A 24,536-nucleotide genomic window follows, 5' to 3' on the forward strand; every position below is an offset into this window, starting at 1 on the left:
ACCCGCCCATGCACGCCTTTCCCGCCTTCTATCCGCTATCCGGCAAGACCATCGTCGTGGCCGGCGCCGGCGAGGCCGCCGAGGCGAAGCTGCGGCTGTTCGCGGACTCGCCGGCTGAGATCCGGCGGCTGGAGGGCGAGGCGGCGCTGCAGCCCCGCTCCTACGAGGGCGCAGCCCTGGCCTTCGTCGCCACCGACGACGACGCCTTCGCCGAGGCCGCGGCCGGCGCGGCGCGCGCGGCCCATGTGCCGGTCAATGTGGTCGACCGCCCGGCGCTCTGCGATTTCACCACGCCGGCGCTGATCGACCGGGGCGAGGTGGTGGCGGCCATCGGCACCGGCGGCGCCTCGCCCATGCTGGCGACCCTGCTGCGGCACGACATAGAGGCCCGCGTGCCGCAGGGCGCGGGCCATGTGGCGGCCCTGCTCGCCGGGATGCAGGCCGAGGTGCGCCGCGCGCTCCCCGAGCCGCACCGCCGCCGCGCCTTCCTGCGCGCGGCGCTCACCGGACCCATCGCCGAAGCCGCGATGCTCGGCGACAAGGCGCGGGCCGCGGCCCTGCTGCGCGAGGCCCTGGCGCGCGACGAGCCGGGCGCGGGCCTGGTGCAGTTCATAGACGCGCGGGGCCCGGCGGACCTGCTGACGCTGAAGGCCGCCCGCGCGCTCGCCGCCGCCGACGTGCTGGTCTGCGACGAGGCGGCCCACCCGGACATCCTGGCCCTGGCCCGCAGAGACGCCGAACGCACCGGGCCGCAGACGATCGAGCATCTGGCCGAACTGGCCGCCCAGGGCCTGCGCGTCGCGCGCCTGGTCACGGGCCCGGGCTGGCGCAGCGAGCAGGTCGCCCTGGCCGAGCATGGGGTCGACGCCGAGGTCCTGCCGATCGCCGGCTAGACCCTGTTGACGCGCTCGCTCGCGCCGGGCCCATTGTGGCGGATCGGGCGGGGGAGATTTCATGCGGAATTCAACAGCGGCGGTCCTGGCGGCGAGCTTGGCCCTGGCGGCGGCGTCGCCGGCCTGGAGCCAGACCCCGCCGGCCCAAACGGCGGCCCAGATCGACGCGCGCGTGGCCCGGGTGCTGGCCAAGACTCCGCTGATCGACGGCCACAACGACTTTCCGTGGGAAGTCCGCGAGCGCTGGGCGGGCAAGACCGGCGCCTTCGATATGAAGAGCGACCTTACCCATGCGCCCGCCGCGCCGGGCTCGGATTCGACCGGCGGCCTGATGACCGACATCCCGCGCCTGAAGGCGGGCCAGGTGGGCGGGCAGTTCTGGTCGGTATGGATCCCGGTGACCGTCACCGGCCCGGCGGCGGTGCAGACGACCCTCGAGCAGATCGACGTGGTCAAGCGTCTGGCGGCCCGCTATCCGGCGGATCTCGGAATGGCCTATTCGGCGGACGACATCGTTCGCCTGCACAAGGAAGGCCGTATCGCGTCGCTGATCGGAGTCGAAGGCGGCCACCAGATCGACAATTCGCTCGCCGTGCTGCGGGCCTACTATGCGCTCGGCGCGCGCTACATGACGCTCAGCCACGCCACGGCCAACGACTTCGCGGACTCGGCGACCGACAATCCGAAACACCACGGCCTGACGCCCTTCGGCAAGGCGGTGATCGGCGAGATGAACCGCCTGGGGATGCTGGTCGACCTGAGCCATGTCTCGCCGGACGTGATGCGCCAGACCTTGGCTATCACTCAGGCGCCGGTGATCTTCTCGCATTCCGGGGCGCGGGCCGTGGACGAGCATCCGCGCAACGTGCCGGACGACGTGCTGGAAATGGTCGCCAGGAACCATGGGGTGGTGATGGCCAACTTCGCCACGGCCTATGTCAGCCATGAGCGGGCCGTGTGGAACGCCGAGCGCGCGGCGGAGCAGGCCCGGGAGAACACCCCGCCCTACGGCGGCCTCTATATCGGCCAGCCGGACAAGGCCAAGGCCGCCCTGGCGGAATGGGAGCGGACGCATCCGCGGCCGCACGTCACCCTCGTCCAGGTCGCCGACCACATCGAGCACATCCGCAAGGTCTGCGGCGTCGACTGCGTGGGCCTGGGCTCGGACTTCGACGGCATTCCCGACACGCCGGAGGGGCTCGAGGGCGTCGACAAGTATCCGGCGCTGCTGGCCGAACTGGCCCGTCGGGGCTGGTCGGACGAGGACCTCGGCAAGGTCGCCGGCGGAAATGTGCTTCGGGCGCTTCGCGAGACCGAAGCCGCGGCCAGGCGGCTGCAGGCGGCGCAGCCTTCGGAGGCCACGCTCGCCGACCTCGACGGCGCGCCGAAGCCTTAGGCCTCCAGCGGCCGGTCAAGGGTCTCCGGGACCAGGAACAGGCAGGTCGCGCAGGCGATGGCGGTGAAGACGAACGGGTACCAGAGCCCGGAATAGATGTCGCCCACCGAGGCCACGATGGCGAAGGCGGTGAAGGGCACGAAGCCGCCCACCCAGCCGGTGCCGATGTGATAGGGCAGCGAGAGCGCGGTGTAGCGGATCCGCGTCGGGAACAGCTCCACCAGGAAGGCCGCGATCGGCCCGAAGAGGGCGGTGGAGGCCACGACGAACACCATCAGCACCGCAAAGGCGGCGGGCAGGTTCATCCGCTTGGGATCGGCCTTGGCCGGGTAGCCGGCCCGCGCCAGCCCTTCCTTGATCTTGCCCTCGACGCTGGCCTTGATCGCCTTCGCCACGTCCGGCGGCGCGCCGCGCGCGTCGAGCGAGGGGATGGTCGCCAGGCCGACGCGCACGATCGCCGGCTGTCCCGGTTGCCCGGCCTCGTTGACGTAGGAGACCCCGGCGTTGGCCAGCACGCTTTTGGCGATGTCGCAGGAGGAGGTGAAGCTGGCCTTGCCCACCGGATCGAACTGCAGGGAGCAGTCGGCCGGGTCGGCGATGACCGTGGCCGGCGCGCGGCCTTGCGCCTCCGCCAGCGCCGGGTTCAGCGCGCCCGCCAGCATGTGGAAGCCGGGGAAGTAGGCGACCAGCATCAGGGTCATGCCGCCCAGCATGACGACCTTGCGACCCCACTTGTCCGACAGCCAGCCGAAGAAGACGTAGAGCGGGGCGCTGGCGGCCACGATGGCCATCATCAGGCCGTTGATGACGGTGGCCTCGACCTTCAGGAACTTCTCCATGAAGGTCTGCACGTAGAAGAAGGCCGTGTACCAGACCGCGCCTTGCGCGAACATCACCGCCACCAGGGCCAGCAGCACCAGCTTCAGGTTCTTCCACTGGCCGAAGGCCTCGGCGAAGGGCGCCGCCGACAGGCCGCCCTCTTCCTTCATGGCGGCGAAGGTCGGGCTCTCCTGCAGCTTCATGCGCATGAAGATCGACACCGCCAGCAGGCCCGCCGAGAACAGGAACGGGATGCGCCAGCCCCAGGCGTCGAAGGCGGCGGGGCCGAACGCCTTGCCCAGGGTCAGGCGGGTCAGGAGGATCACCAGCAGGGCCGCGAACAGGCCGAAGGCGGCCGCCGTCTGCACCCAGCTCGTGGAGCGGCCCCGCGCGCCCTTGGGCGCATGCTCGGCCACATAGATCGCGGCTCCGCCATATTCACCGCCGAGCGCGAAGCCCTGCAGGATCCGCATGAGCAGCAGCAGGACCGGCGCCGCGATCCCGGCGGTGGCGTAGCTGGGCAAAAGCCCGATGGCCACGGTCGCCCCGCCCATCAGGGCCACGGTGACCAGGAAGGCCCCCTTGCGGCCCACCAGGTCTCCGATCCGCCCGAACGCCAGCGCCCCGAGCGGCCGGAAGGCGAAGCCCGCGCCGAACAGGGCGAGCGCGGCGATATAGCCGGCCGTCTCGTTCAGGCCGGAGAAGAAGGTCTTGGAAATCACCTGGGTAAGGCTGCCGAAGACGAAGAAGTCGTACCACTCGAAGGTCGCGCCCAGCGACGAGGCGGCGACCACGGTGCGCAGCGAGGCGTGGTTGGCCGGCGTCTCAATTTCGTCTGCGGCGATCTCCGCCATACGCTCGTCTCCCCAGGCTCTTGTGCGAGACGGATTAGCACTCGTTCGCAAGCTGGTGGAAGAGTCGCCACTTATCGCCTCTCCCCGCGAAGCGTGGGGAGAGGGAAGGGTGAGGGGCGGCTGGGACCTCTCAGTCTCTCCCGCTGGTAAGGCGAGGGCCCGAGGTCTCGCCGAACCCCGGCTGCTCGCCACCGCAAGCTTCAAGGATCGCCCAGCAGACCCCGTCGCTGTTCGTGAGCACCTCGGAGTTCCAGAACCGGAGAACTCTTAGGCCAGAGCGTTCGAGATATGCGGTGCGGCGCTCGTCGTAGTCGAGGTTGTCGGCGTGTTGAGAGCCGTCGAGCTCAACGACGAGGCGGGATTCGACGCAGAGGAAGTCGACGATGTAGGGACCTCTTGGGACTTGGCGGCGCCACTTCCAGCCGCCCAGCCGACGGTCCCTGAGTGACCCCCAGAGACGCGCTTCAGCCTCGGTATCCTCCCGACGCAGCCTTTGGGCGCGCAGCGTCGGCGTCCTGTCTTTGAGCGTTCGGATCTTGCCCATGCCGCGAGGGTAGGATCGGTGAAGCTTCGCCGCCAGAGGGCCATTGCGGGACCAACGGCGGATCACGCCTCTACGAGCCGCCCCTCACCCTACCCTCTCCCCGCGAAGCGGGTAGAGGAGAGCTAGCAGGTCTTCTTCTTGCCGTTGCCGGCCCTGGGCGGCAGGGCGTGGATGTAGGTGGCGAGGGCGGTCACGTCGGCGTCGGAGAGCTTGCCGGTGGAGGCGATCACGTCCTTCATCCCGGTCGGCTCGTTGAAGCACTTGTCCGTACCCGACTTCAGGAAGTCGGCGATGTCCTGCTCGCTCCAGTCGCCGATGCCGTCCTTGGAGGGCGTGATGTTGTTGGCGAACCGCCCGCCGGCCTCTAGGTTCGGCGCGCCGGCGTAGAGCTGGCCCGTTTCCATGCCGCCGAGCGCGTTGCGCGGGGTGTGGCACTCCGCGCAGTGCGCCGGGCCCTCTGAGAGATAGGCGCCCCGGTTCCAGGCGGCGGACTGCTTGGGATCGGGCGCGAACTCATGAGGCTTGAAGAACAACAGCTTCCAGAAGCCGACCTCAGGACGCAGGCCATAGGGGAATTTCAGCGCGTGCGGCGCCGTGGGCTTGGCGATGGCCGGCAACGTCTGCAGGTAGGCGAAGAGGTCGCGCACGTCCGACGTCTTCATCAGGCTGTAGGCCGGGTAGGGGAAGGCCGGATAGAGGTGCTCGCCATGGCGGCCGGTCCCGCGCTTCATGGCGTTGGCGAACTGGGCCTCGGTCCAGCCGCCGATCCCGAACTGCTTGTCGCTGGAGATGTTCGGCGTGACGAAGGTCCCGAAGGGCGACTTCAGCTTCAGCCCGCCGGCCAGTTGGGCGCGGTCGTCCTGGCCTGGCGTCATGTGGCAGGCCGAGCAGTTGCCCGCGGTGAAGATGGCCTGCCCGTTGGCGAGGTCGGGATGATAGCCGGCCGTCAGCTCGGAGGCGGGCAGGGTCTTGGGCGCCGTCAGCACCCAGAGCGCGATGGCCACGACCACGGCCAGCGCGCCCACGACGATCAAACCGCGCCTAAGCATCGCCGTCTTCCATCCTTCGATTGTCCAGCGTCAGACGCGCCCCGGCGCGGCGCTGGATCAGGCCGCCTTCTTCTTGCGATAGATGTCGTGGCAGGACTTGCAGCTCGCGCCCACCGCGGCGAACGCCGGCTTGAAGCTCTCCGCGCTCGTCGCCTTGCCCGCCGCGGCGGCCAGGGTCCCCATCTCGGCCAGCCGCTTGTCGAAGTCGGCCTTGTTCTCCCAGACCTTCGGGTCGGCCGCCGTCTTGGGGTCGGCCCCGCTGCCGGCCGGATAGAGGCCGTGCAGCTTCTTGGCGTCGGCGCCCAGGCCGTCCATCAGCGTCTTGACCTTGGCCGCGTCGAAGGGCGTCGCCGCCGAGGTGAAGGCCGCGGACTCCTTCATGGTCTGGCCGACGTGCTTCATCGTCGCCTGCCGCTCCTCGACCGGGTTGCCGGCCGAGAGCGCGAGCGAGGAAATCCCGATCGCCAGCACTGCGCCGGCGGCGGTGGCCCACAGGGCAGTTCGAGAAGGCGTCATTGCAGGCTCCGGCATGCGCCCGCAGCCAAAGCGGGCGGGTAGGTTGCAGTGTCTGGAAGCCGCCGCACCCGTCAGGCGAAGCCCAACGATTTCAGCATAGCCCCCCAGTTTTCAGTCCCGTCGGCTGACGACCTACCGCGCTCAAGCCCCTGCCACAAGTGGCAAGGCCCCGACGCTGGGGCGTACCCGTTTTTCGAAGACGTGACGGCCCCTGCGGGCGTCCCGCCAGGCTAGAGCCCTTCCCACTCAGGTTGAATCAACCTGAGTGGCGAAGAAGGGCTCCAGATATAGGCGGCGCCCCTGTTCTTTCCCGGCTGACTTGATCCAAGTCAGCCGGGACAGGGTCTAGGGCTTCAGGGTCGCCAGGTAGTCGGCGATGGCCTTGGCCGTGGCCGCATCGCTGGCGCCCGAATAGTCCATCTTGTTGCCCGGCACCGTCTTGGCGGGGTCGAGGATGAAGGCCGTCAGGTTTTCCGGCGTCCAGCTCATGCCCCAGGCCTTCAGGGCCGGCGAATAGTCATAGTCGGCGACCGCGCCGGCCTTGCGGCCGGCCACCCCGAACAGGGTGGGGCCGAGCGACACGCCGCCCGGCTTGATCTCATGGCAGGAGGTGCAGACGGCGAAGTCGGCCGGCGGCGTGGCCGGCTGGGCCATGGCGGAGGTCGCGGCCGCGGCGGCGATCGCCGCCAGACAGAGGGTCGCGGAAGGGCGGCGCAGGCGCATCTCAGGTCATCTCCGAAGGCTAGTGTCCTCGGGGAAGCCTTAGCATCGGTATGCGAGCCGGTGGAAGCGGCTAGGCTGCGGTGGCCGCAGCCTTGGCCTCGAGCTCGCCCTCGGGCGCCGGGGAGCTGAGGCGGGCGATCTCGCGCAGCAGGACGCCCGGCGAAATCGGCTTGCCGACCACCCCGTCCATGCCGGCGTCGAGATAGGCGCGGCGCTGATGGGCGAGCACGTTGGCGGTGAGCGCCACGATCGGCGTCTCGGCGGCGGCCCCGCCCAGGGCGCGGATGCGCCGCGCGGCCTCCAGCCCGTCGATCCCCGGCATCTGCACGTCCATCAGGATCAGGTGGAAGTCGCCATGCCTGGCGGCTTCGACCCCCAGGTAGCCGTCCGCCGCGGTCGCCACCTGGGCGCCCAGGCTCTCCAGCAGCTTGGTGGCGATCATCCGGTTGGTGGCGTTGTCCTCGACCACCAGCACGCGCAGGCCATCCAGGACCGGGTCCAGGTTCTCGCAGGTCTCGACCACCGCCTCGGCGGGCTGGGCGGCGACCTCCAGCCAGAAGGTCGAGCCCAGGCCCTCCTCGGAACTGAAGCCGACGGCGCCGGACATCATCTCGGCCAGCTTCTGGGTGATCGCCAGGCCCAGGCCCGAGCCGCCGAACTTGCGGGTGGTCGAGGCGTCGCCCTGGTCGAACCGCTGGAAGATGCGGCTCTGCGCCGCGGCGGGGATGCCGACGCCGGTGTCGATCACGTCGAAGCGCACGAAGCCGGGTCGCGGCGAGCCGCAGCGCACCGTGACGGAGCCGCGCTCGGTGAACTTCACCGCGTTGCCGATCAGGTTGAACAGGGCCTGGCGCAGGCGCACCGGGTCGGAGCGCACCCAGCCCAGGTTCGGCTCGCAGTCGAGGCGCAGAAGCAGGCCCTTGCCCTCGGCCTGCGGCCGCAGCAGGCGGGTGACGCCGTCCAGCAGGCTCTGCGGGTCAAGCGCCTCGTTGGTCAGCTCCAGGCGGCCGGCCTCGATCTTCGAGAAGTCGATGACGTCGTTGAGCAGCTCGGCCAGCATCTGGCCGCAGGAGAGCGCCTCCTCCAGCATGTGGCGGCCCTCCTCGGTGAGCTTCTCGCCCTTCAGGAGATGCAAGACCCCCATCACGCCGTTCATCGGGGTGCGGATCTCGTGGCTCATATTCGCCAGGAAGGCGGACTTGGCTTCGCCGGCCGCCTCGGCCGCCTGCTGGGCCTCCAGCAGGGCGAGCTCCTGGCGCTTGCGCGCGTCGAAGTCCTGGATCAGGCCCACGGCCTTCAGCCAGCGGCCACCCTTGCCGACCTTGAGGTGGTGCGAGACACGGATCCAGCGGGTCTCGCCGTCCGGCCGCACGATCCGCGCGTCGAAGGCGCCGGAGCGGCCCTGGCCGGTGTGCAGGGTGCGGAAGGACTCGCGCACATGATCCAGGTCGTCGGGATGGAAGCCCGGGAAGCGAAGTTGGGTCGCCTCCTCGTAGCTGGCCTCGACGCCCTGGCCGGTGATCTTCACGAACTCGGGCGAGGCCCAGAAGGTCTTCGAAACGTGGTCGATCTCGTAGACCCCGGCCTCTGCGGCCTCGAGCGCCACGGCCAGGCGCTGGGCGTTGACCTTGGCCTCGCGCTCGGTCCGCTTCATCCGCAGCTCGCCGCGGCGGGCGATGTCCCGCGCGTTGGCCAGTTCGGTGATGTCCTCGGAGATCCCCTTGAGCGCGAAGACGCCGCCGGGCCGCGGGTCGGTGCGGAAGGTGGAGCGCCAGGAGGTCCAACGGCCGTTGACCTTCAGGCGGTGCTCGAGGCTGCCGCCCACGCCGCTGGTCACCGCCCCGGCCATCAGCGTCCGAGTGCGCTTCCGGTCCGCCGGGTGCACGACGGCGTAGAACTGCTCCACCGTGCGCATGTCCTCGGCGCGGATATTGGTCAGGGAGAGCAGGTCGCGCGACCACTCCACGCGCCCTTCCAGGGGCTCGAAGACCCAGGTGCCGATGCCGGCCGATTCGCTGAGCAGGCGCCGGGCGCGCCGCGTGTCCTCCAGCTCTTCGGCCTGGGCGCGCTCTTCCGTGGCGTCGCGCAGGGTGCCGATGAAGTCGCCGTTCGGCATCTTCTGCGTGCGGGCCGAGAACCAGCGGTAGGTTCCGTCCTTGGCCCGCATGCGGACCTCGCGCTCGACCACCCCGCCGGGACCCATGCCCACGAAGCGCTCGATCACGCCGGCTCGGTCGTCGGGATGGGTGAAGTCGATCGCACGCCGGCCGACCACCTCGGCCTCGTCCCAGCCGAGCAGGGTCTTCCACGCCGGGTTGACCAGCTTGTGGAAGCCGTCGGCGCTCACGACATGCATGAGGTCGCTGCTGTACTCGAACAGCGAGCCGATCATTTCAGCCTTGTCGGCCGCGCTTGACGCGCTTTTTCCGGCCATGGACGTCCACCCCCCGAGGTAGGGGTGCGACCATAAGGCTCAGTCGTAAACGTAACGTTGGTCGCGGTTGGCGGGCCGGCGCGCCCTCTAGAAGGCGTTTTCCCCGGTGATCGCGCGGCCCAGGATGAGCGCGTGGACGTCGTGGGCGCCCTCGTAGGTGTTGACCGTCTCGAGGTTCGCCGCGTGGCGCATCACGTGATACTCGCCCGAGATGCCGTTGCCGCCGTGGATGTCGCGGGCCTCGCGGGCGATGGCCAGCGCCTTGCCGCAGTTGTTGCGCTTCATCAGGCTGATGGCCTCCGGGACCCAGGCGCCCTCGTCGATCAGCCGGCCCAGGGCCAGGGCGCCCTCGAAGCCGAGCGCGATCTCGGTCTGCATGTCGGCGAGCTTCTTCTGCACAAGCTGGCGCGCGGCCAGCGGCTTGCCGAACACCTTGCGGGTCTGGGTGTATTCGCGCGACGCGTGCAGGCAGAATTCCGCCGCGCCCATCGCGCCCCAGGCGATGCCGTAGCGCGCCTTGTTGAGGCAGGAGAACGGCCCGCGCAGCCCGCTGACGTTGGGCAGCATCATGTCGTCGGGCACGAAGACGTCGGAAAGCGCGATCTCCCCGGTCACCGAGGCGCGCAAGCTGAGCTTGTTCATGATCTTCGGCGTCTCGAGGCCCTTGGAGCCGCGATCCACCAGGAAGCCCCGGATCACCCCGTCGAGCTTCGCCCAGACCAGGCAGACGTCGCTCACCGGCGCGTTGGTGATCCACATCTTGGCCCCGTTCAGCACGTAGCCGCCGTCGACCTTCTTCGCCACGGTGCGCATCGAGGCCGGGTCGGAGCCGCCATCGCTTTCGGTCAGGCCGAAGCAGCCGATGATCGTCCCCTTGGCCATGCCGGGCAGGTACTTCATGCGCTGCTCTTCGGAGCCGAAGGCGTAGATCGGGTACATCACCAGCGAGGACTGCACGCTCATCGCCGAGCGGTAGCCGCTGTCGACCGCCTCGATCTCCCGGGCGATCAGGCCGTAGGCCACGTGGTTGACCTCGGCGCAGCCGTACTTTTCCGGCAGCGTGGGGCCCAAGAAGCCCAGCTCGCCCATCTCGGTCATGATCTCGCGATCGAACCGCTCCTCGGCATAGGCCGAGACCACCCGCGGCAGGAGCTTGTCGCGAGCGTAGGCGCGCGCCGCCTCCCAGACCATGCGCTCCTCTTCCGAGAGCCGCGAGGCGAGGTCCAGCGGGTCGTCCCAGCGGAAGGTCTTCTGTTCGGCGGCCGTGTCGAGGGGCATGGAAAATCTCCAGAAAGAATGCGGCGCCTTATGAAGGGATATTAGGTTCCTGTGTAGACGCCCGGCCGCTTTTCCACGAACGAGGCGCGGGATTCCTGCACGTCGTTGGGCGCCCGGCGGGCGTAGTAGAGGCCGGCGCTCTCGTAGCGCAGGGCCTCCTCCAAGGTCGCCTCGGTGTTGTGCTGCAGCACCCGCTTGGAGACGCGCAGGGCCACCGGCGGCCAGCGGGTCATCTCGTTGGCGTAGTCGACCGCCGCGTCGACCAGCTCGGCGGAGCCTGCCAGGCGGTTCAGCAGGCCGAGCGACTTGGCCTCCTCGGCGCCCACCGCGCGGCTGGTGAAGATGATGTCGGCCGCCGCCGCATAGCCCACGATCCGCGGCAGGAAGAACGACAGGCCGGAGTCGGGCGAGAGCGAACGCTCGATGAAGACGCTCTTGAACCGCGCCGCCTCGCTGCCGATGCGCACGTCGCAGGCCAGGGCCGTGGACATGCCGGCGCCGGCCGCCACGCCGTTGATCGCCCCGATCGTCGGCTTGTCGAGCCCGCTCCACATCGCGGCCCAGCGCCCTACCCAGCCCATCTCGTCGAGCCGGTCGAACTGGTCCTTGGGCTCCGGCGCATTGCCGGCCACGGCCTGGCCTACGCCCATCAGGTCGGCGCCCGCGCAGAAGCCCTTGCCCGCGCCGGTGACCACCAGCGCCCGGAACGCGTCGTCGGCCTTCACCGTGGCCACGGCGGCGGTCACCTCCGCCATCATCGCCCGGTTGATGGCGTTCAGCCGGTCCGGCCGGTTCAGGGTCAGCACGCCCACGTGGCCGCGCCGCTCCAGGGTGATGGTCTCGTAGTCGCCCGCCTCGTAAGCCACTGTCGTTCCTCCGCCGTCCGCCCCGGCCGTCCCCAGCATCGCGCCGATCCGCAGCGCCGTCGAATCGTACCTCCCGCCGCTTCGCGGGGAGAAGACGTGATATTGCTTCTGCAAATCATTCTCATTGCAAAGCCGAAACGACCTAATTAAGAACGACTCGCAATTGCAGCGGGATGTTCGATGCGTGGCGGCGGGTTCGGGGTGGTGGGCTATCGCAAGGCGCGGCCTGTGCGGTTGGGCCTGGCCACCATGGCCGGCGCGGCCGGCCTTTGTGGCGCCGCCCACGCCGCCGAGCTTGCCGCCGGCGCCGCGGACGCGGCCGACGCCGCCACCGTCTCCGGCCTCACCGTGAACGGCGAGGCCAGGGCCCTGGACCGCGGGACCGGCCTCAGCGTGCTGACCTCCACCGTGCAGGACACCCCGCAGGCCATCAGCGTGGTCACCCAGGCGCAGCTCAAGGCGCAGGGGATCAACAGCCTGGAGGGCGCCCTGCGCAACGTGCCGGGCATCACCATCGCCATCGGCGAAGGCGGCACGCTGTCGGGCGATCAGTTCAAGATCCGCGGCTTCGACGCCAAGGACGACGTCTATGTGGACGGCCTGCGCGACTTCGGCGCCTACACCCGCGACAGCTTCAACTACGAGGAGGTGCAGGTCCTGAAAGGCCCCTCCGGCGCCATGTTCGGCCGCGGCACGACGGGCGGGGCGATCAACACCATCTCCAAGGCCCCCAAGCTCGACGACTTCACCAGCCTCGACGGCTACGTGGGCGACGGCCGCTACTACCGCGCCCTGGCCGACATCGACCGCAAATTCGGCGACACGGCCGCCGCGCGCCTGACCCTGATGGCCAACTCCACCGGCGTGGTCGACCGCGACCTGATCTATTCCGACCGCTGGGGCGCGGCGCTCGCCGTCGGCTGGGGCCTGGGGACGGACACCCAGGCCACCGCCAGCTACCTGCACCAGCACGACCACCAGCGGCCTGACTACGGCGTCGTGATCGTCCAGAAGCCTGGCGACCTGATCGCGCGTCCGGCCACCGAATATGGCGTGGGGGTGAGCCGCTCGAACTTCCTGGGCTTCCGCAACGACATCGACCGGTCCGACACCGACATGCTGACGGTGCGGCTGTCCCACCGGGTCAACGACAAGGTCACATTCACCTCGGATACCCGCTACGCGGTCTACAGCCGCTACTTCCAGTACACGACGCTGGACCAGTGCAACGCGGCCTGCACGACGGCGCTGTTCGACGGCGACCCGGCCACCGAGCCCTTCGGCGGGATCGGCGGCCAGGGCCCCTACCAGATGGACGCCTGGGGGTTGCAGAACATCTCCGCGGCGCGGATCGACGACGACCTCGGGCGGTGGAAGAACCAGGCCATCGTGGGCGTCGACGTTTCGCGCCAGGTCAACGACAAGCAGTTCTTCACCTACCTGCTGCCGGCGGGCTTCACGACGCGGCCGGCGATCCCGCACCCGATCGTCAACCCCGACCCGAATTTCCCGACGGGCTATGCGGTGTTCCGCGCCGTCCCCGGCCAGACCATCGCCTGCCCGTCGCTGACCGCGAACTGCACGACGACCGTGAACGGTGCGACGGTCTTCACCAACACCCTGGGGACGGCGACCGAGCAGAGCCACGGCGCCTCGACCGACGCCGCGATTTTCCTCACCGACCGGCTGTGGCTGACCGAGACCCTTTCGGTGATCGCCAGCTACCGGCTCGACCGCTACACGGCCGACCTCGACTCCACCTTCTTCAACAATGCGACCTCCAACCTGAAGGTGAAGCCGACGCTGAAGAGCCCGCGGGCCAGCGTGGTCTGGGAGCCCGCGGCCGACCGCACCTTCTACCTCTCCTGGGGCCGGTCGCAGACGCCGCAGGGGACCTCGGTGGTGGGCGCCGCGGCCAACCTCACGGTCACCGCCAGGGACCTGGCGCCCGAGGACAGCGAGATCTGGGAGGCGGGCGTGAAGTTCGCCCTGCCCGGCACGCGGCTTTCGGCCACCGGCGCGGTCTTCGACATCAGGAAGGACAATGCGTTGCAGACCGACCCGGCCACCGGCTTCCTGCAGGCCCAGTCCGGCGAGCGGCAGGAGGTGAAGGGCGTCGAGCTCGGCCTCACCGGCAAGCTCACCTCCGCCTGGACGATCAGCGCCGGCTACACCTACCTGGACGACCGGATCAAACAGTCCTTCGCCACCTGCGCCGTGCCGACCGTGACCGCGGGGACGCCCGCCGGCGTCGTCTGCCCGGCCGGCGTCACCGCCGCCCTGCCGGTGCTGAACACCGTGGCGGTCGGCCGACAGGTGACCTTCACGCCGAAGAACGCCGCCACCCTCTTCACCACCTACGACGCGTCACGCTGGATCGACGGCCTGTCCGTCGGCGGGGACGTCACCTATCAGAGCCGGCTGTTCCTGGGCTACACGGCCCGCAGCGTCAGCTTCACGGACCGCTCGACCCTGACCGCGCTGAGGATCGCCGAGGCGCCCGAAAACCTGACCCTCGACGCCTTCGTCAGCTATCGCGCCGGCCACTACCGGTTCGCGGTCAACGGCTACAACCTGGCCGACCGGCTGAACTACAGCCAGGTCTTCGGCACGCGGGCCACCCCCGCGGCGGGCCGCACGATCATCGTCTCGGTGGGAGCGACCTTCTAGCCATGCTGCTGCATGTCCCAGGCGTCCTTTCGGCCCAGCAGGTGGCCGCCGCGCGCGAGACCCTCGCAGGCCAGACCTGGGCCGACGGGCGTGCGACCGCCGGCGAGCAGTCGGCGCTGGCCAAGCGCAACCTGCAGCTCCCGCAGGACGCGCCCGCCGCGCGCGAGCTCGGCGAGACGATCCTCGGCGTCCTGGGGCGCAACCCGCAGTTCGTCTCCGCCGCCCTGCCGCTCAGGGTCTTTCCGCCGCTGTTCAACCGCTACGACGCGGGCATGGCCTTCGACACCCACGTGGACAACGCCATCCGCTTCGCCGGCCCCGTGCGCTTCCGCACCGACCTCTCGGCGACGCTCTTCCTCAGCGATCCGGGCGATTACGAGGGGGGCGAGCTGATCGTCGAGGACGCCTATGGCGAGCAAGCGATCAAGCTGCCGGCCGGCGACATGATCCTCTATCCGGCGACCAGCCTGCACCGGGTCGCGCCGATCGTCCGCGGCTCGCGCTGGGCCGCCGTCTTCTGGGCCCAGTCGATGGTCCGCGCCGACGCCCAGCGCAGCCTGCTCTACGACCTCGACAACGCCATCCAGGCCTTGACCGCCAAGGTCGGCCAGGGCGATCCGGCCCTGGTCAGCCTGGCCGGAACCTACAACAACCTGCTGCGCATGTGGGCCGACGTCTGACGCCGTAAATATTCATTAAGGTCCCGGAAACCCGACGCATCTGACCGTGTTGTCCATCCGTAGACTCCGGCAGGGAGCCAGCTGATGACCGTCGCCGCTTTTCATCCCGTCCGCCCCGCCTCGCTGCTGAGCGCGGTCGGCCCGTTCCTGGCGCTCGCGGCCCTGGCCTTCCTGGCCGGATTCGGCGGCTATCTGATCCTGGGCCCCGCCAATGTCCTGGACCTGACGGCCGGTCCGGCCGCGGCGCACGCCTCGGCGGCGACCCCCGCCGACGTGGCTGTGACCCCGGACGCTGACGCCCCCAACCCGCCCAAGGCGGTCTGACCCCGCCTCAGGCGCCGCGCGCCACGAACCAGCCGTTCCGGAAGCCGTCCTGCGCCTTGCCATAGGCGAAAGGTCCGCCCTCCGGCGTGGTCAGCCGCCCGCCCGCCGCCTCCAGCACCGCATGACCGGCCGCGGTGTCCCACTCCATGGTCGGCCCATGGCGCGGATAGATGTCGGCCATGCCCTCGGCGATGCGGCAGAGCTTGATCGAGGAGTCCATCGGCTCGCGCAGGTCGAAGCCATATTCCGCCGCCAGCTTGTCGGCGGTCTCGACCTTCATGGTGTGGCTGGTCAGCGCCAGCGCCGCGCCCTGGGGCCAGGGCCGGGCGCGAACCGGCTTGGCGGCCACGCCCTTCAGCCGCTTCATCGCCTGGCCGCCCGCCGTATACCAGACCTCGCCCGACGGCGGGGCGGCGACCGCGCCGGCCACCGGGCGGCCATGCTCGATCAGGCCGATGTTGACCGTGAAGTGCGGGTCGCCGCGCACGAAGGCCTTGGTGCCGTCCAGCGGGTCGACCAGGAAGAACCGCGGGCCGATGGCGTCGGGCGTGCCGAACTCGCTGGCGTCCTCCTCCGAGATCACCGGGATATCGGGATAGCGTTCGGCCAGGGCCTTGAGGATCAGCGCCTCGCCGGCCCGGTCGGCCTCGGTGACCGGGCTCTCGTCCGCCTTGTGGGTCACCGCTAGGCCGGAGCGCCAGAGGGGCAGGATGAGGGCCGCGGCCGCGTCGCAGATGTCGGCCAGCTCGGCCCCGATGTCGTTCATGGCGACCTATTAGGGTCGGGGCGCGGTTTTCCAAAGGCTCAAATCAAGCCAAGGTCCGCGCCATGACGGATACCCCCGCGACCACCGCTTCCATTCGACCGGCCGAGCTCGCCGCCTTCCTGGCCGCGCGGATGTGCCACGACTTCATCAGCCCGGCGAGCGCCATCGTCTCGGGCCTGGATCTGCTGGAAGACCCGACGGCGCAGGACATGCGCGAGGACGCCATGGGCCTGATCGGCGCCTCGGCGCGCAAGCTCGCGGACCTGCTGGCCTTCACCCGCGTGGCCTTCGGCGCCTCGGCCTCGGCCGAGACCTTCGACGCCCGCGAGCTGGAGAAGCTGGCGCAGGGCGTGTTCGGCCATATGCGCGCCCAGCTCGACTGGCAGGTCGAGCCGGCCGGGGTGAACAAGCCCGCCGCCCGCACCCTGCTGAACCTCGCCCAGATGGCCGGGGCGGCCCTGCCCACCGGGGGCGTGGCGCGGATCCGCGCCGTCGAGGAGGGCGGCTCCATCGCCATCGCGGTCGAGGCCACCGGCCCTCGCGCGCGCCTGCGCCCCGAGGTGCTGGCGGGCCTCGCGGGCGACGGGCCGGGCGAGGGGATGCACGGCCACTGGGTCCAGGCCCGCTACGTAAACCTGTTCGTCACCGACGCCGGCGGCCGCGTCCTCGCCGAGGTGGCCGACGAGAAGGTCACCCTGGCGGCGACGATCCCGGCTTGAGCATGGTCCGGGGAAGACCGTCCTGAGAGGCCCGCCCAGCGAGCGCCAGAATCTTAAACCACCAAGGTCGCCAAGGGGCTCATGAAGCGAGGGGCGCCACGTTTCGGCGGCAAAGCGTCTCGGCGACCTTGGCGCCCTTGGTGGTTCAAAAACGGAGTCGTCGCTGGCGCGAAGCCTCGGGGCGGCAAACCCTAGTCCCGAAGCCCGGCCCCGATCACGCAACTGACCCTGCCGTCGCGGATGGCCACCGTCGCCGAGTGGCCGACGCCGGGCTCGAACAAGACCTTGCGGCCGCCGAGCGTCACCTCCACCGCCGCCGGCGCGTCGAAGTTGCAGACCGGGAAGCTGGCTTGGCTGAAGACATTCTCCACCGGCACCACCGCGCAGAAGGCGTCGCCGATCTGGTAGGCGAAGCCGATCCCCTGGAAGACGAAGGGCGCCGGCGGCTTGGCGCCGCGGGTCGCCGGCGAGGGCGTGCGCGACACGGGGCAGGCCGGTCCCTTGACGACCCACTCGCGCAGGCTGGCCCGGTGCGCCGCCCAGGTCCCGACCCCGACCGAGATCGGGATGGCGGCGATGGCGGTGAGCAGCACCACGATGCCCAAGGTCTGCAGCCGCGCGAACAGCGGCCCGCGGCGGCGGCTGAGCCGGATCGGCTGGGCGAAACGCTCGGGATCGGGCCGCGGCGCGTCGGGTGTCGGGCTCATAAACTACATATGTAAATCGACTCTGGCGGCTTGGCTATCCCCACATCATCTCCATTCGTCATCGCCCGGCTTGTCCGGGCGACCCATGATCGCCTGAGGTCGGATGAAGAGGCGAGGCCGCGCCGCGAACAGCCGCCGCGCACGGAGATCATGGGCGGCCCGGACAAGCCGGGCCCGAAGTTCAGCGCCGCCCCTTGCCGGGATCCTCGCCCGCCTTGCGCATCGCGCCGGCGATCTCCGCCCGTTGCAGCGTCCCAGCCTCCCTCGCATTGGCCCGATAGAGCCCGGTCAACAGGGCGAGGTCCTGAGGCGTGGCCGCCTCCGGCCGGTCTTCCGCCTCGCAGCCGTCGGCCATCAGGTTGAGGATCGTCGGCAGGCCGGAGCAGCGCTCCAGCCCCTGCCACCGCGACAGCGCCAGCACCGCGATGTAGTCCGCGACGGCCTCGATCTTCTCGCCGGCCACCCGGTTGGCGTCGGCGAGGATCAGGCTGTGCGCCAGTTCCGAACTCATGTCTGTCCCGAGCCGGCTGCCTGCCCGGCCCGTCAGCGGCGGCGCCTTGAGGTCGCAGGGCGGCGCGCCCGGCAAGCCGGTCCCCTGGCAAGGCGCCGGGTCGTTGAGCTCGAGCACGCCTCGCCCGTCCGCGCCCACCGCGCGCGTGAGATACCAGGCCTGGACCGGCCGGCTGAAGGTGATCAGCTTCTTCAACTCAGCTCGGAAATAGAAGCCGAACAGGATGTCGCGCCGCCTGGCGATATCGGCCAGTTGCGCCTGCGGCCGGGGCGAGAAGATCACGTTGACGTTGGGCGTGCAGGTCGCCGCCTCGGCCACCGGCGCCTTGACCTCCCGGGCCACCTCGACAACCCGCCTGGCCACGAAGGCGTCGAACTCCGCCGGCAGGCCGACCACCCTGACGCAGATCGGATCGCGGAACCGGGCGTACTGCTCGAAGCGGCTGGCAGGCAGGCGCTGGCGCACGAACTCGGTGGCGCGGTCGACGAGCGGGTCCTGTTTCGCGGGGCCCTCGACGGTGATCCCGCTCACCGTCGAGGCCGGCGGCGACGCCTTGGCGGGGACGGGTCCGGCCTGTGGAGTCGGCGCCGCGGCGGCCGCGAACGCCGCGGCGCTCGCCAGGGCTGCGATGACCGCGGCGGCGCGCACCTAGCGGCGGCCGTCGGCGGCGTTCGCCTTGCGCACGGCGCTGGCGATGGTGGAGCGCTGCTGGTCGCCGGATTCGCGCGCCTCGACGGCGTAGAGCGCGGTCAGCAGGGCAAGGTCCTGGGGCGTCGCGGCCTCCGGTCTGGCGTCGGCGTCGCAGCCGTCGGCCATCAGGTTGAGGATGGTCGGCATGCCGCTGCAGCGGTCGAGCTTCCGCCAGCGGGCCAGGGCGAGGACGGCGACGTAGTCGGCCACCGCCTCGATCTTCTCGCCCGCGACCTTGTTGGCGTCGGCGATGACCAGGCTGTGAACCACCTCGGTGCTCATGCCGTTGGAGAGCCGGCTGCCGGCGCGGCCGACGCGCGGGTTCAGATGGTCCGTCGGGTCGTGGATTTCGAGCCGGCTCTCGCCGGTCGGTCCCCGTGTCCGCGTGACATACCAGGCCCCGACCGGCCGGGTGAACGCGGCCAGGCGCTTCAGGTTGGCCTCGTTCCAGTAGAACCCCAGCAGGATGTCCTTACGCTTGGCGATGTCGTTGAGCAGCGCCTGCGGCTCGGCGGTGATGATCACATGAACATTGGGCGTGCAGTCGGCGGCCTTGGCGACCGGCGCATGCACTTGGCCCGCGATCTCGACGATTCGCCTGGCGATGAAGGCGTCGTACTCGTCGGGCAGGCCGACGACCTTCACGCAGACGTCGTCGCGGAAGCGCGGGTACTGTTCGGAGAAGGTGCTCTCCGGCAGGCGCTGGCGAACGAACTCGCGGGCCGGATCGACCAGCGGATCGGCCGTCTTCGGCGCGTCCACGGTCACGCCGCTGACGGTGGGCGCCGTGAGGGCTGGCTCGGTCTCCCTGGCGAGCGCCGGGGCGCTGAGCGCAAGGCCCGCCAGGCCGATCAGCAGCCGCCTCGTCCCCATGATGCCGCGCTTCCCGTCGCATAGCGTGTTCGGCCAGGACGATACGTCGAGGCCCAGTCGAGCGCGACTGGAAAAGAACGGCGATCGGCCGCGCTTTGTGGTCTCCTGAAAGGAGGTCTTGCACCCCTCCTTAACCATCGCGGCGCGACAACGGGGCATGGTTAAGGACGCGCCGCGCGTGAAGCTGGGCCTGGTGATCGACGACAGTCGGGTGGTGCGCAAGGTCGCGCGCCGGATCCTCGAGGACCTGGGCTTCGAGGTGGCCGAGGCGGGCGACGGCGCCGAGGCCCTGGCCTGGTGCCGGAGCGCGATGCCGGACCTCGTCCTGCTGGACTGGAACATGCCGGTGATGGACGGGCTGGAGTTCCTGCGCCGCCTGCGTCAGGAGGCCGGCGGCGGCGCGCCCCGGGTGGTGTTCTGCTCGGTGGAGAGCGACCTCGACCGGGTGCGCGAGGCGCTGGACGCCGGCGCCGACGAGTACATCATGAAGCCCTTCGACGGCGACATCCTCGCCTCCAAACTGGCCTTGGCGGGGGCGCTGTGACCCCGCAGGATCGCGAGCTGATCGCCCGCCTCAGCGCCGAGCGCGCGGGCCTGAGAGTCGATCCGGACAAGGCCTACCTGCTTGAGAACCGCCTGGCGCCGGTGGCGCGGCGCGAGGGCTTCGCCTCGGTCCACGACCTGGTCTGCGCGATCCGCGACCGCGACGACGACCGGCTGGCCTGGCGGGCCGTCGAGGCCATGTCGCCGGCCGAGACCGCCTTCTTCCGTGAGCCGCAGACCTTCGCGCGGATCGTGGGCGAGGTGCTGCCGGACCTGGCCATGCGGCGGGCCGGCGGCAAGATCCGCCTCTGGTCGGCGGCGTGCGGCACGGGGCAGGAGGTCTATTCCCTGGCCATGGCCCTGGCCGAGTCCGCGCCGCCGGGCGTGACCGTGGAGGTGTTCGCTTCGGACCTTTGCGAGCGGCGGCTGGAGAAGGCCCAGGCCGGCGTCTACAGCCAGTTCGAGGTGCAGCGCGGCCTCTCCGCACGCCGGCTGGTGACCCATTTCGAGGGGCTGGACGACGGCTTTTCGCTGTCGCCGCGGGTGCGCCAGATGGTGCGCTGGCGGCGCGTCAACCTGATGGAGGATCTGGGCCGCCTGGGCCAGTTCGACCTGGTGCTGTGCCGCGGCCTGCTGGGCCATCTGCTGGAGGACGCCCGCGCCCGGGTGCTGGGCGCCCTGGAGCGGACGCTCGCGCCGGGGGGCTGGCTGGTGCTGGGCGAGGGCGAGGCCGCGCCGGGCCTCAGCGCCGTGGCCGGGCGCCCGGGCTTCCACGGCCGCGGCGTCTCTGCGCGGGTCGCAGCTTAAGACCCCACGCAAAAGAAAACCCCGCCGCAGGGCGACGGGGCTCCTCAGATCCTTGGTCGAAGGCGACCTAGTGCTTGGCGTCTTCGGCGGTGTTGGTCACGGCGTGGCCGGTCGCCGAAACGTCCTTGCCGGCGCCGGCGACGGTGTTGCAGGCGGCGGTGGCCAAGCTGGCGGCCAGGACGGCAAAGATGACGAACTTGCGCATGGGGTCTCTCCGGGGGTTTTGAAACTCGTCCCGTAACAACCCTTATGCTGCCGCTTGGTTCCCTTCCTTCGACGCATCCGCCTGCGGGGGGTCGGCGGCGGGGGTCGGGAAGAAGAGTCGCGCGGTCACGCCGCCGGCCTCGTTCCGCGTCACCTCGGCGCGGCCGCGAAGCTGGCGGGCGAAGGCGGTCATCAGGGTGCGCCCGACGCCGGACCGCGACAGGGCGTCGTCGGCCGGCTGGCCATCGTCGGAGATCGCCAGCTCGGCCTCCTCGCCGCGCACGCGGAAGTCCAGGGTCAGCACCCCGCCGCGGGCGCCGAAGGCGTGCTTCTGGGCGTTGGTGATCGCCTCGACGGCGAACAGGGCGAGCGGCGCCAGGCGGTCGGGGTCGATGACCAGGGCGTCCACCGAAAGCTCGGTGCGCACCGGCTGGCCCTGGTTGATCTCGCCGGCCACAAGCTGGGCGGTGAGTTCCTCCAGGAAGGGGCGCAGGTCGACCCGTTTCAGGTCCGGGCCCTGGTAGAGGGCGCGGTAGATCAGCGCCAGCGCGGTGATCCGCTGGCGGGTGTCCGACATGGCCGCGCGCGCCGCCGGGTCGGTGAGGGCCCGCTGCTGCATGTTCAGGAGGGAGGAGATGACCTGCAGGTTGTTCTTCACCCGGTGGTGGATCTCGCGCATCAGCGCGTCCTTCTGGGCGAGGTTGTCGCGCAGGGAGGCGTCGCGCCCGACGATGGCGTCGGCCATGTCCTCCAGGGTCTCGGCCAGCTCGCGGATCTCCGGCGGCATCTGCTCAGCCTGCACGGGCCGGACCGAGAGCCGGCCGCGGGCGTAGAGGGCGGCGATGCGCTGCAGATAGGCGATCCAGCGGATCACCACCCGGTCGGTCACCAGCAGCACCGCCGCGAGTGCCAAGCCGAAGGTCATGATCGGGAAGAGGATGCCCGACAGCGGATTGAGGCGCGCCCAGGAGAAGATGCCCGGCGATTGGGCCGACAGCACTACATAGACCTCGTCGCCCGCCACCGGGGCGGCGGCGTAGACCCGCCGCTGGCCGCGCGCGTCGGCGCCGTACCACACCAGCGCCCCGTTCAGGCGCACCTGGTCGCGCCAGCCGCCGGGCAGGGTGGGGAAGGCCTTGCCGTCGGTCTCGCTGATGTAGCGGCCGCCGGCGTCGGCCAGCGCCACGTCGGCGTGGGCGGGCAACGTCGGGTCCGACACCGACGGCTCGAGGCTGGCCAGCGCGATCACCGCGGCGAAGGCGCCGTCGAAGGTCCCGTCGGGCGCGCTGGCCCGGACGGCCGCCAGCACCGAGGGCTGGGCCGCCGAGGTCGCGCCGGGATCGCGGGTGATGACCAACTGGTCGCCGCGCTGCAGGCGCTGGAACCAGGGTTTCAGCGTACGCTGCGGGTCGAGGGGCACGTCGGCGGCGGCGCAGGCCACCCGCCCGCGACGGTCGAAACGCACCAGGTTGGCGTAGCCCGGGATGCGCCGGGTCACCTCCGCCAGGCGGTCGGCGCACTGGTAGCCGATGGCCCCGGGCGCCAGCGTCTGGAGCAGGATCCCGGCGCCTTCCATGCGGCTGCGCGCCGTGGCCGCGCTGCGCTCGGCGGCGAAGCCCAGGTTTTGCCGAAGCGCGATGCGCTCGCGGTTGAAGGCGATGGCGGACTGCGCGACGCCGATGATCAGGACGGGAAGCAGCGCAGCCGCCAGGGCCGCTGTCAGGCGGACCCTGATCGTGCTCAGCGAACCCCAGGCAAGGCCGGTCATGGAGAGCCGAGTTCCGTCCTCAACGGACGGTGCTTAGCCGCTCCGCATCTGCCAGGATAGCCCGCATGGCGTCCCCCGCCGACGCGCCGTCGCGGTCGTAGGATCCTGACTCCAGGATGCCGTGGAGGGCCCGGCGCGCCCGGCTGACGCGGCTCTTCACCGTGCCGACGGCGCAGGCGCAGATCTCGGCCGCCTCTTCGTAGGCGAACCCGCCGGCGCCCACCAGGATCAGCGCCTCGCGCTGCTCCGGCGGCAGCATGGCGAGGCCCTGGCGCAGCTCGTCCAGCGCCACCGGCGCCTCCGGATCGTCCACCGCCACCAGGGTCCGCTCGGCGGCCTCCTGGTCGAGCTGGCTCTGCCGCCAGGAGCGGCGTTTCTCGGAATAGAACTGGTTGCGCAGGATCATGAAGGTCCAGGCCTTCATGTTGGTGCCCATCTGGAAACTGGCGCGCGCGTCCCAGGCCTTCATCATGGCGTCCTGCGCCAGGTCGTCGGCCGCGGCTGGGTCGCCGCAGAGGGTGCGGGCGAAGGCCCGCAGGTGCGGGATGAGTTGGACAAGCTCGCGCTTGAAGCCTTCGTCGTCCGAACCGGAACGCGAAGGACGGGCCGCGGGGGTGTCCGACATCAGCCGTTCTCCGCCGTCTTGCCGTCAGCCCGGCGAAGGATTTCGAGGAACTCGTCCGGGACGTCCTCGTTGACGACTTCGTCGAACATCTGGCGCAGCCGCACGCCGATCGCCTGCTGGCGAAGACGCGCTTCATCCAACGCGGCGGAAGGTTTGCGTGGGTCCGGTGAAGACATGTTTTCGATCATACTGTCGGCGTGCCGCTTTCGCGGGGGCCGCCCCCTCGTGGAATCCTCGTCGCCCATCAACGCCCCGCTTGGCCTGGGGTTCCCGCACCCGGCGCGCAAGATGCGGAAAACTCCCGGTCTTGGGAACAAGTTCCCCATCGTTGCGTTTTTGCATCATGATGGGGTCTGTGGGGGAACGCCTTCGGGTGCCCCCATCTAAGGCCAAAGCGTTCAATACCAACGGGAGGGGTTCGCCCTTGAGTCTGCTAGCACGTCTCGCGCCACATCTGCCCTACGTCCGGCGCTACGCCCGGGCCCTTACCGGCGACCAGACGACCGGCGACCACTACGTCCGCGTCGCGCTTGAGGCGCTGGCGGCGGGCGAACGCACGCTGGAGGCCAACCTGACGCCCCGCGTCGCCCTCTATCACGTATTCCACGCCATCTGGTGCTCCTCCGGCGCCCAACTGGAAGCCGCGCCGCAGGACGACGACCAGAGCGGCGACGACACCACGCGCCGGCTTATGCGCATCGCCCCGCGTTCGCGCCAGGCCTTCCTGCTCACCGCCCTTGAGGGCTTCACCCCCACCGAGGCCGCCCAGATCCTCGACTCCGACTTCGCCGAGGTCGAGCAACTGATCGCCGAGGCCCAGACCGAGATCGACGCCGAACTGGCCACCGACGTCCTCATCATTGAGGACGAGCCGGTGATCGCCGCCGACATCGAGGCCCTGGTCAAGGAACTCGGCCACACCGTGGTCGACATCGCCGCCACGCGCACCGAGGCGGTGGACGCGGTGGCCCGCAAGACGCCTGGGCTGGTGCTGGCCGACATCCAGCTCGCCGACGGCTCGTCGGGCATCGACGCGGTGAAGGACATCCTGGCGCGCTACAACGTGCCGGTGATCTTCATCACCGCCTTCCCCGAGCGCCTGCTGACCGGCGAGCGGCCGGAGCCCACCTTCCTGATCACCAAGCCCTTCCAGCCGGAGACGGTGAAGGCCGCCATCGGCCAGGCGCTGTTCTTCCACCCGCGCAAGGCGTCCAAGCAGGCGGCCTAGACTCTGTCCCGACTGACTTGGATCAAGTCAGCCAACCTGAGTGGGAAGG

At 70.3% G+C, this 24,536-nt stretch carries 25 protein-coding genes; 9 read left to right on the top strand and 16 right to left on the bottom strand.

Features of this window, described 5'->3' with window-relative positions; genetic code table 11:
- Positions 1–8: 8 nt before the first annotated feature.
- Positions 9–893, top strand: coding sequence for an NAD(P)-dependent oxidoreductase (locus tag VNW53_RS04560; RefSeq protein WP_325553905.1), 885 nt, complete (start codon positions 9–11; stop codon positions 891–893).
- A gap of 61 nt (positions 894–954) precedes the next feature.
- Positions 955–2,289 (top strand): dipeptidase, encoded by a 1,335-nt coding sequence (locus VNW53_RS04565; protein WP_325553906.1) that lies wholly within the window; start codon positions 955–957, stop codon positions 2,287–2,289.
- Here the strand turns inward: VNW53_RS04565 and VNW53_RS04570 are convergent.
- From VNW53_RS04570 to VNW53_RS04605, 8 genes are all read right to left on the bottom strand, one after another.
- Positions 2,286–3,962, bottom strand: a complete 1,677-nt coding sequence (locus VNW53_RS04570; RefSeq protein WP_325553907.1) for an MFS transporter — start codon at positions 3,960–3,962, stop codon at positions 2,286–2,288. The two genes, VNW53_RS04565 and VNW53_RS04570, sit on opposite strands and share 4 nt — an antisense overlap.
- A 130-nt stretch (positions 3,963–4,092) precedes the next feature.
- Positions 4,093–4,506 carry an endonuclease domain-containing protein gene (locus VNW53_RS04575; protein WP_325553908.1) on the bottom strand — a complete coding sequence of 138 codons (414 nt, stop codon included), beginning with the start codon at positions 4,504–4,506 and terminating at the stop codon, positions 4,093–4,095.
- A 122-nt stretch (positions 4,507–4,628) separates the two neighbouring features.
- On the bottom strand, positions 4,629–5,555 hold the full coding sequence (locus VNW53_RS04580; protein ID WP_325553909.1) for a cytochrome c: 927 nt from the start codon (positions 5,553–5,555) through the stop codon (positions 4,629–4,631).
- Positions 5,556–5,612: 57 nt separating this feature from the next.
- Complete coding sequence (locus VNW53_RS04585; protein ID WP_325553910.1) at positions 5,613–6,071, bottom strand: cytochrome c; 459 nt, start codon at positions 6,069–6,071, stop codon at positions 5,613–5,615.
- A gap of 345 nt (positions 6,072–6,416) precedes the next feature.
- The gene (locus VNW53_RS04590; protein WP_325553911.1) at positions 6,417–6,794 is read right to left on the bottom strand and encodes a c-type cytochrome; all 378 of its coding nucleotides are present in this window, start codon (positions 6,792–6,794) and stop codon (positions 6,417–6,419) included.
- Positions 6,795–6,864: 70 nt separating this feature from the next.
- Positions 6,865–9,228 carry a PAS domain-containing protein gene (locus VNW53_RS04595; protein WP_325553912.1) on the bottom strand — a complete coding sequence of 788 codons (2,364 nt, stop codon included), beginning with the start codon at positions 9,226–9,228 and terminating at the stop codon, positions 6,865–6,867.
- Between the two features lie 87 nt (positions 9,229–9,315).
- The gene (locus VNW53_RS04600) at positions 9,316–10,506 is read right to left on the bottom strand and encodes an acyl-CoA dehydrogenase (RefSeq protein ID WP_325553913.1); all 1,191 of its coding nucleotides are present in this window, start codon (positions 10,504–10,506) and stop codon (positions 9,316–9,318) included.
- Between the two features lie 41 nt (positions 10,507–10,547).
- Positions 10,548–11,486, bottom strand: a complete 939-nt coding sequence (locus VNW53_RS04605) for an enoyl-CoA hydratase/isomerase family protein (RefSeq protein WP_325553914.1) — start codon at positions 11,484–11,486, stop codon at positions 10,548–10,550.
- A gap of 66 nt (positions 11,487–11,552) precedes the next feature.
- Here VNW53_RS04605 and VNW53_RS04610 point away from each other — a divergent pair, with 66 nt between their 5' ends.
- The 3 genes from VNW53_RS04610 (at position 11,553) to VNW53_RS04620 (ending at position 15,046) form a co-directional block, all read left to right on the top strand.
- The gene (locus VNW53_RS04610) at positions 11,553–14,042 is read left to right on the top strand and encodes a TonB-dependent receptor (RefSeq protein WP_325553915.1); all 2,490 of its coding nucleotides are present in this window, start codon (positions 11,553–11,555) and stop codon (positions 14,040–14,042) included.
- Between the two features lie 2 nt (positions 14,043–14,044).
- Positions 14,045–14,722, top strand: a complete 678-nt coding sequence (locus VNW53_RS04615) for a Fe2+-dependent dioxygenase (RefSeq protein ID WP_325553916.1) — start codon at positions 14,045–14,047, stop codon at positions 14,720–14,722.
- A gap of 84 nt (positions 14,723–14,806) precedes the next feature.
- Positions 14,807–15,046: a hypothetical protein gene (locus tag VNW53_RS04620; RefSeq protein WP_325553917.1), complete on the top strand. Its 240-nt coding sequence runs from the start codon at positions 14,807–14,809 to the stop codon at positions 15,044–15,046.
- Between the two features lie 7 nt (positions 15,047–15,053).
- Here VNW53_RS04620 and cysQ read toward each other — a convergent pair whose 3' ends face one another.
- Positions 15,054–15,812: a 3'(2'),5'-bisphosphate nucleotidase CysQ gene (cysQ, locus tag VNW53_RS04625; RefSeq protein ID WP_325553918.1), complete on the bottom strand. Its 759-nt coding sequence runs from the start codon at positions 15,810–15,812 to the stop codon at positions 15,054–15,056.
- 62 nt (positions 15,813–15,874) lie between these two features.
- On the opposite strand from cysQ, the gene chpT reads away from it, so the two are divergent.
- Entirely contained in the window at positions 15,875–16,531 is a 657-nt protein-coding gene (gene chpT / locus VNW53_RS04630) for a histidine phosphotransferase ChpT (protein ID WP_325553919.1), read from the top strand.
- A gap of 191 nt (positions 16,532–16,722) precedes the next feature.
- Here the strand turns inward: chpT and VNW53_RS04635 are convergent, their stop codons facing one another.
- The 3 genes from VNW53_RS04635 to VNW53_RS04645 all read right to left on the bottom strand — a co-directional run bounded on the left by VNW53_RS04635 (position 16,723) and on the right by VNW53_RS04645 (position 19,312).
- Complete coding sequence (locus VNW53_RS04635; RefSeq protein ID WP_325553920.1) at positions 16,723–17,238, bottom strand: hypothetical protein; 516 nt, start codon at positions 17,236–17,238, stop codon at positions 16,723–16,725.
- Between the two features lie 181 nt (positions 17,239–17,419).
- Positions 17,420–18,397: a hypothetical protein gene (locus VNW53_RS04640; protein WP_325553921.1), complete on the bottom strand. Its 978-nt coding sequence runs from the start codon at positions 18,395–18,397 to the stop codon at positions 17,420–17,422.
- Complete coding sequence (locus VNW53_RS04645) at positions 18,398–19,312, bottom strand: hypothetical protein (RefSeq protein WP_325553922.1); 915 nt, start codon at positions 19,310–19,312, stop codon at positions 18,398–18,400.
- A gap of 178 nt (positions 19,313–19,490) precedes the next feature.
- Between VNW53_RS04645 and VNW53_RS04650 the strand changes: the two genes are divergently transcribed.
- Both VNW53_RS04650 and VNW53_RS04655 read left to right on the top strand, forming a co-directional pair.
- On the top strand, positions 19,491–19,856 hold the full coding sequence (locus tag VNW53_RS04650; protein ID WP_325553969.1) for a response regulator: 366 nt from the start codon (positions 19,491–19,493) through the stop codon (positions 19,854–19,856).
- Positions 19,853–20,662 carry a protein-glutamate O-methyltransferase CheR gene (locus VNW53_RS04655; RefSeq protein ID WP_325553923.1) on the top strand — a complete coding sequence of 270 codons (810 nt, stop codon included), beginning with the start codon at positions 19,853–19,855 and terminating at the stop codon, positions 20,660–20,662. The genes VNW53_RS04650 and VNW53_RS04655 overlap by 4 nt, the downstream gene beginning before the upstream one ends.
- Positions 20,663–20,729: 67 nt before the next feature.
- Here VNW53_RS04655 and VNW53_RS04660 read toward each other — a convergent pair whose 3' ends face one another.
- From VNW53_RS04660 to VNW53_RS04675, 4 genes are read right to left on the bottom strand one after another with little or no spacing between them, the layout of a single operon-like run.
- Positions 20,730–20,867, bottom strand: a complete 138-nt coding sequence (locus VNW53_RS04660; protein WP_325553924.1) for an entericidin A/B family lipoprotein — start codon at positions 20,865–20,867, stop codon at positions 20,730–20,732.
- A gap of 42 nt (positions 20,868–20,909) precedes the next feature.
- A complete protein-coding gene (locus VNW53_RS04665) occupies positions 20,910–22,634 on the bottom strand; it encodes a sensor histidine kinase (protein ID WP_325553925.1) in 1,725 nt (574 codons plus the stop codon).
- 19 nt (positions 22,635–22,653) lie between these two features.
- Positions 22,654–23,259 (bottom strand): sigma-70 family RNA polymerase sigma factor, encoded by a 606-nt coding sequence (locus VNW53_RS04670; RefSeq protein ID WP_325553926.1) that lies wholly within the window; start codon positions 23,257–23,259, stop codon positions 22,654–22,656.
- Entirely contained in the window at positions 23,259–23,447 is a 189-nt protein-coding gene (locus VNW53_RS04675; RefSeq protein WP_325553927.1) for a NepR family anti-sigma factor, read from the bottom strand. The genes VNW53_RS04670 and VNW53_RS04675 overlap by 1 nt, the downstream gene beginning before the upstream one ends.
- 236 nt (positions 23,448–23,683) lie before the next feature.
- Between VNW53_RS04675 and VNW53_RS04680 the strand changes: the two genes are divergently transcribed.
- Positions 23,684–24,487 carry a response regulator gene (locus VNW53_RS04680; protein WP_325553928.1) on the top strand — a complete coding sequence of 268 codons (804 nt, stop codon included), beginning with the start codon at positions 23,684–23,686 and terminating at the stop codon, positions 24,485–24,487.
- The last annotated feature ends 49 nt before the right edge of the window (positions 24,488–24,536 follow it).

Source organism: Phenylobacterium sp. (assembly GCF_035569475.1).
Taxonomy (GTDB): Bacteria; Pseudomonadota; Alphaproteobacteria; order Caulobacterales; family Caulobacteraceae; genus Phenylobacterium.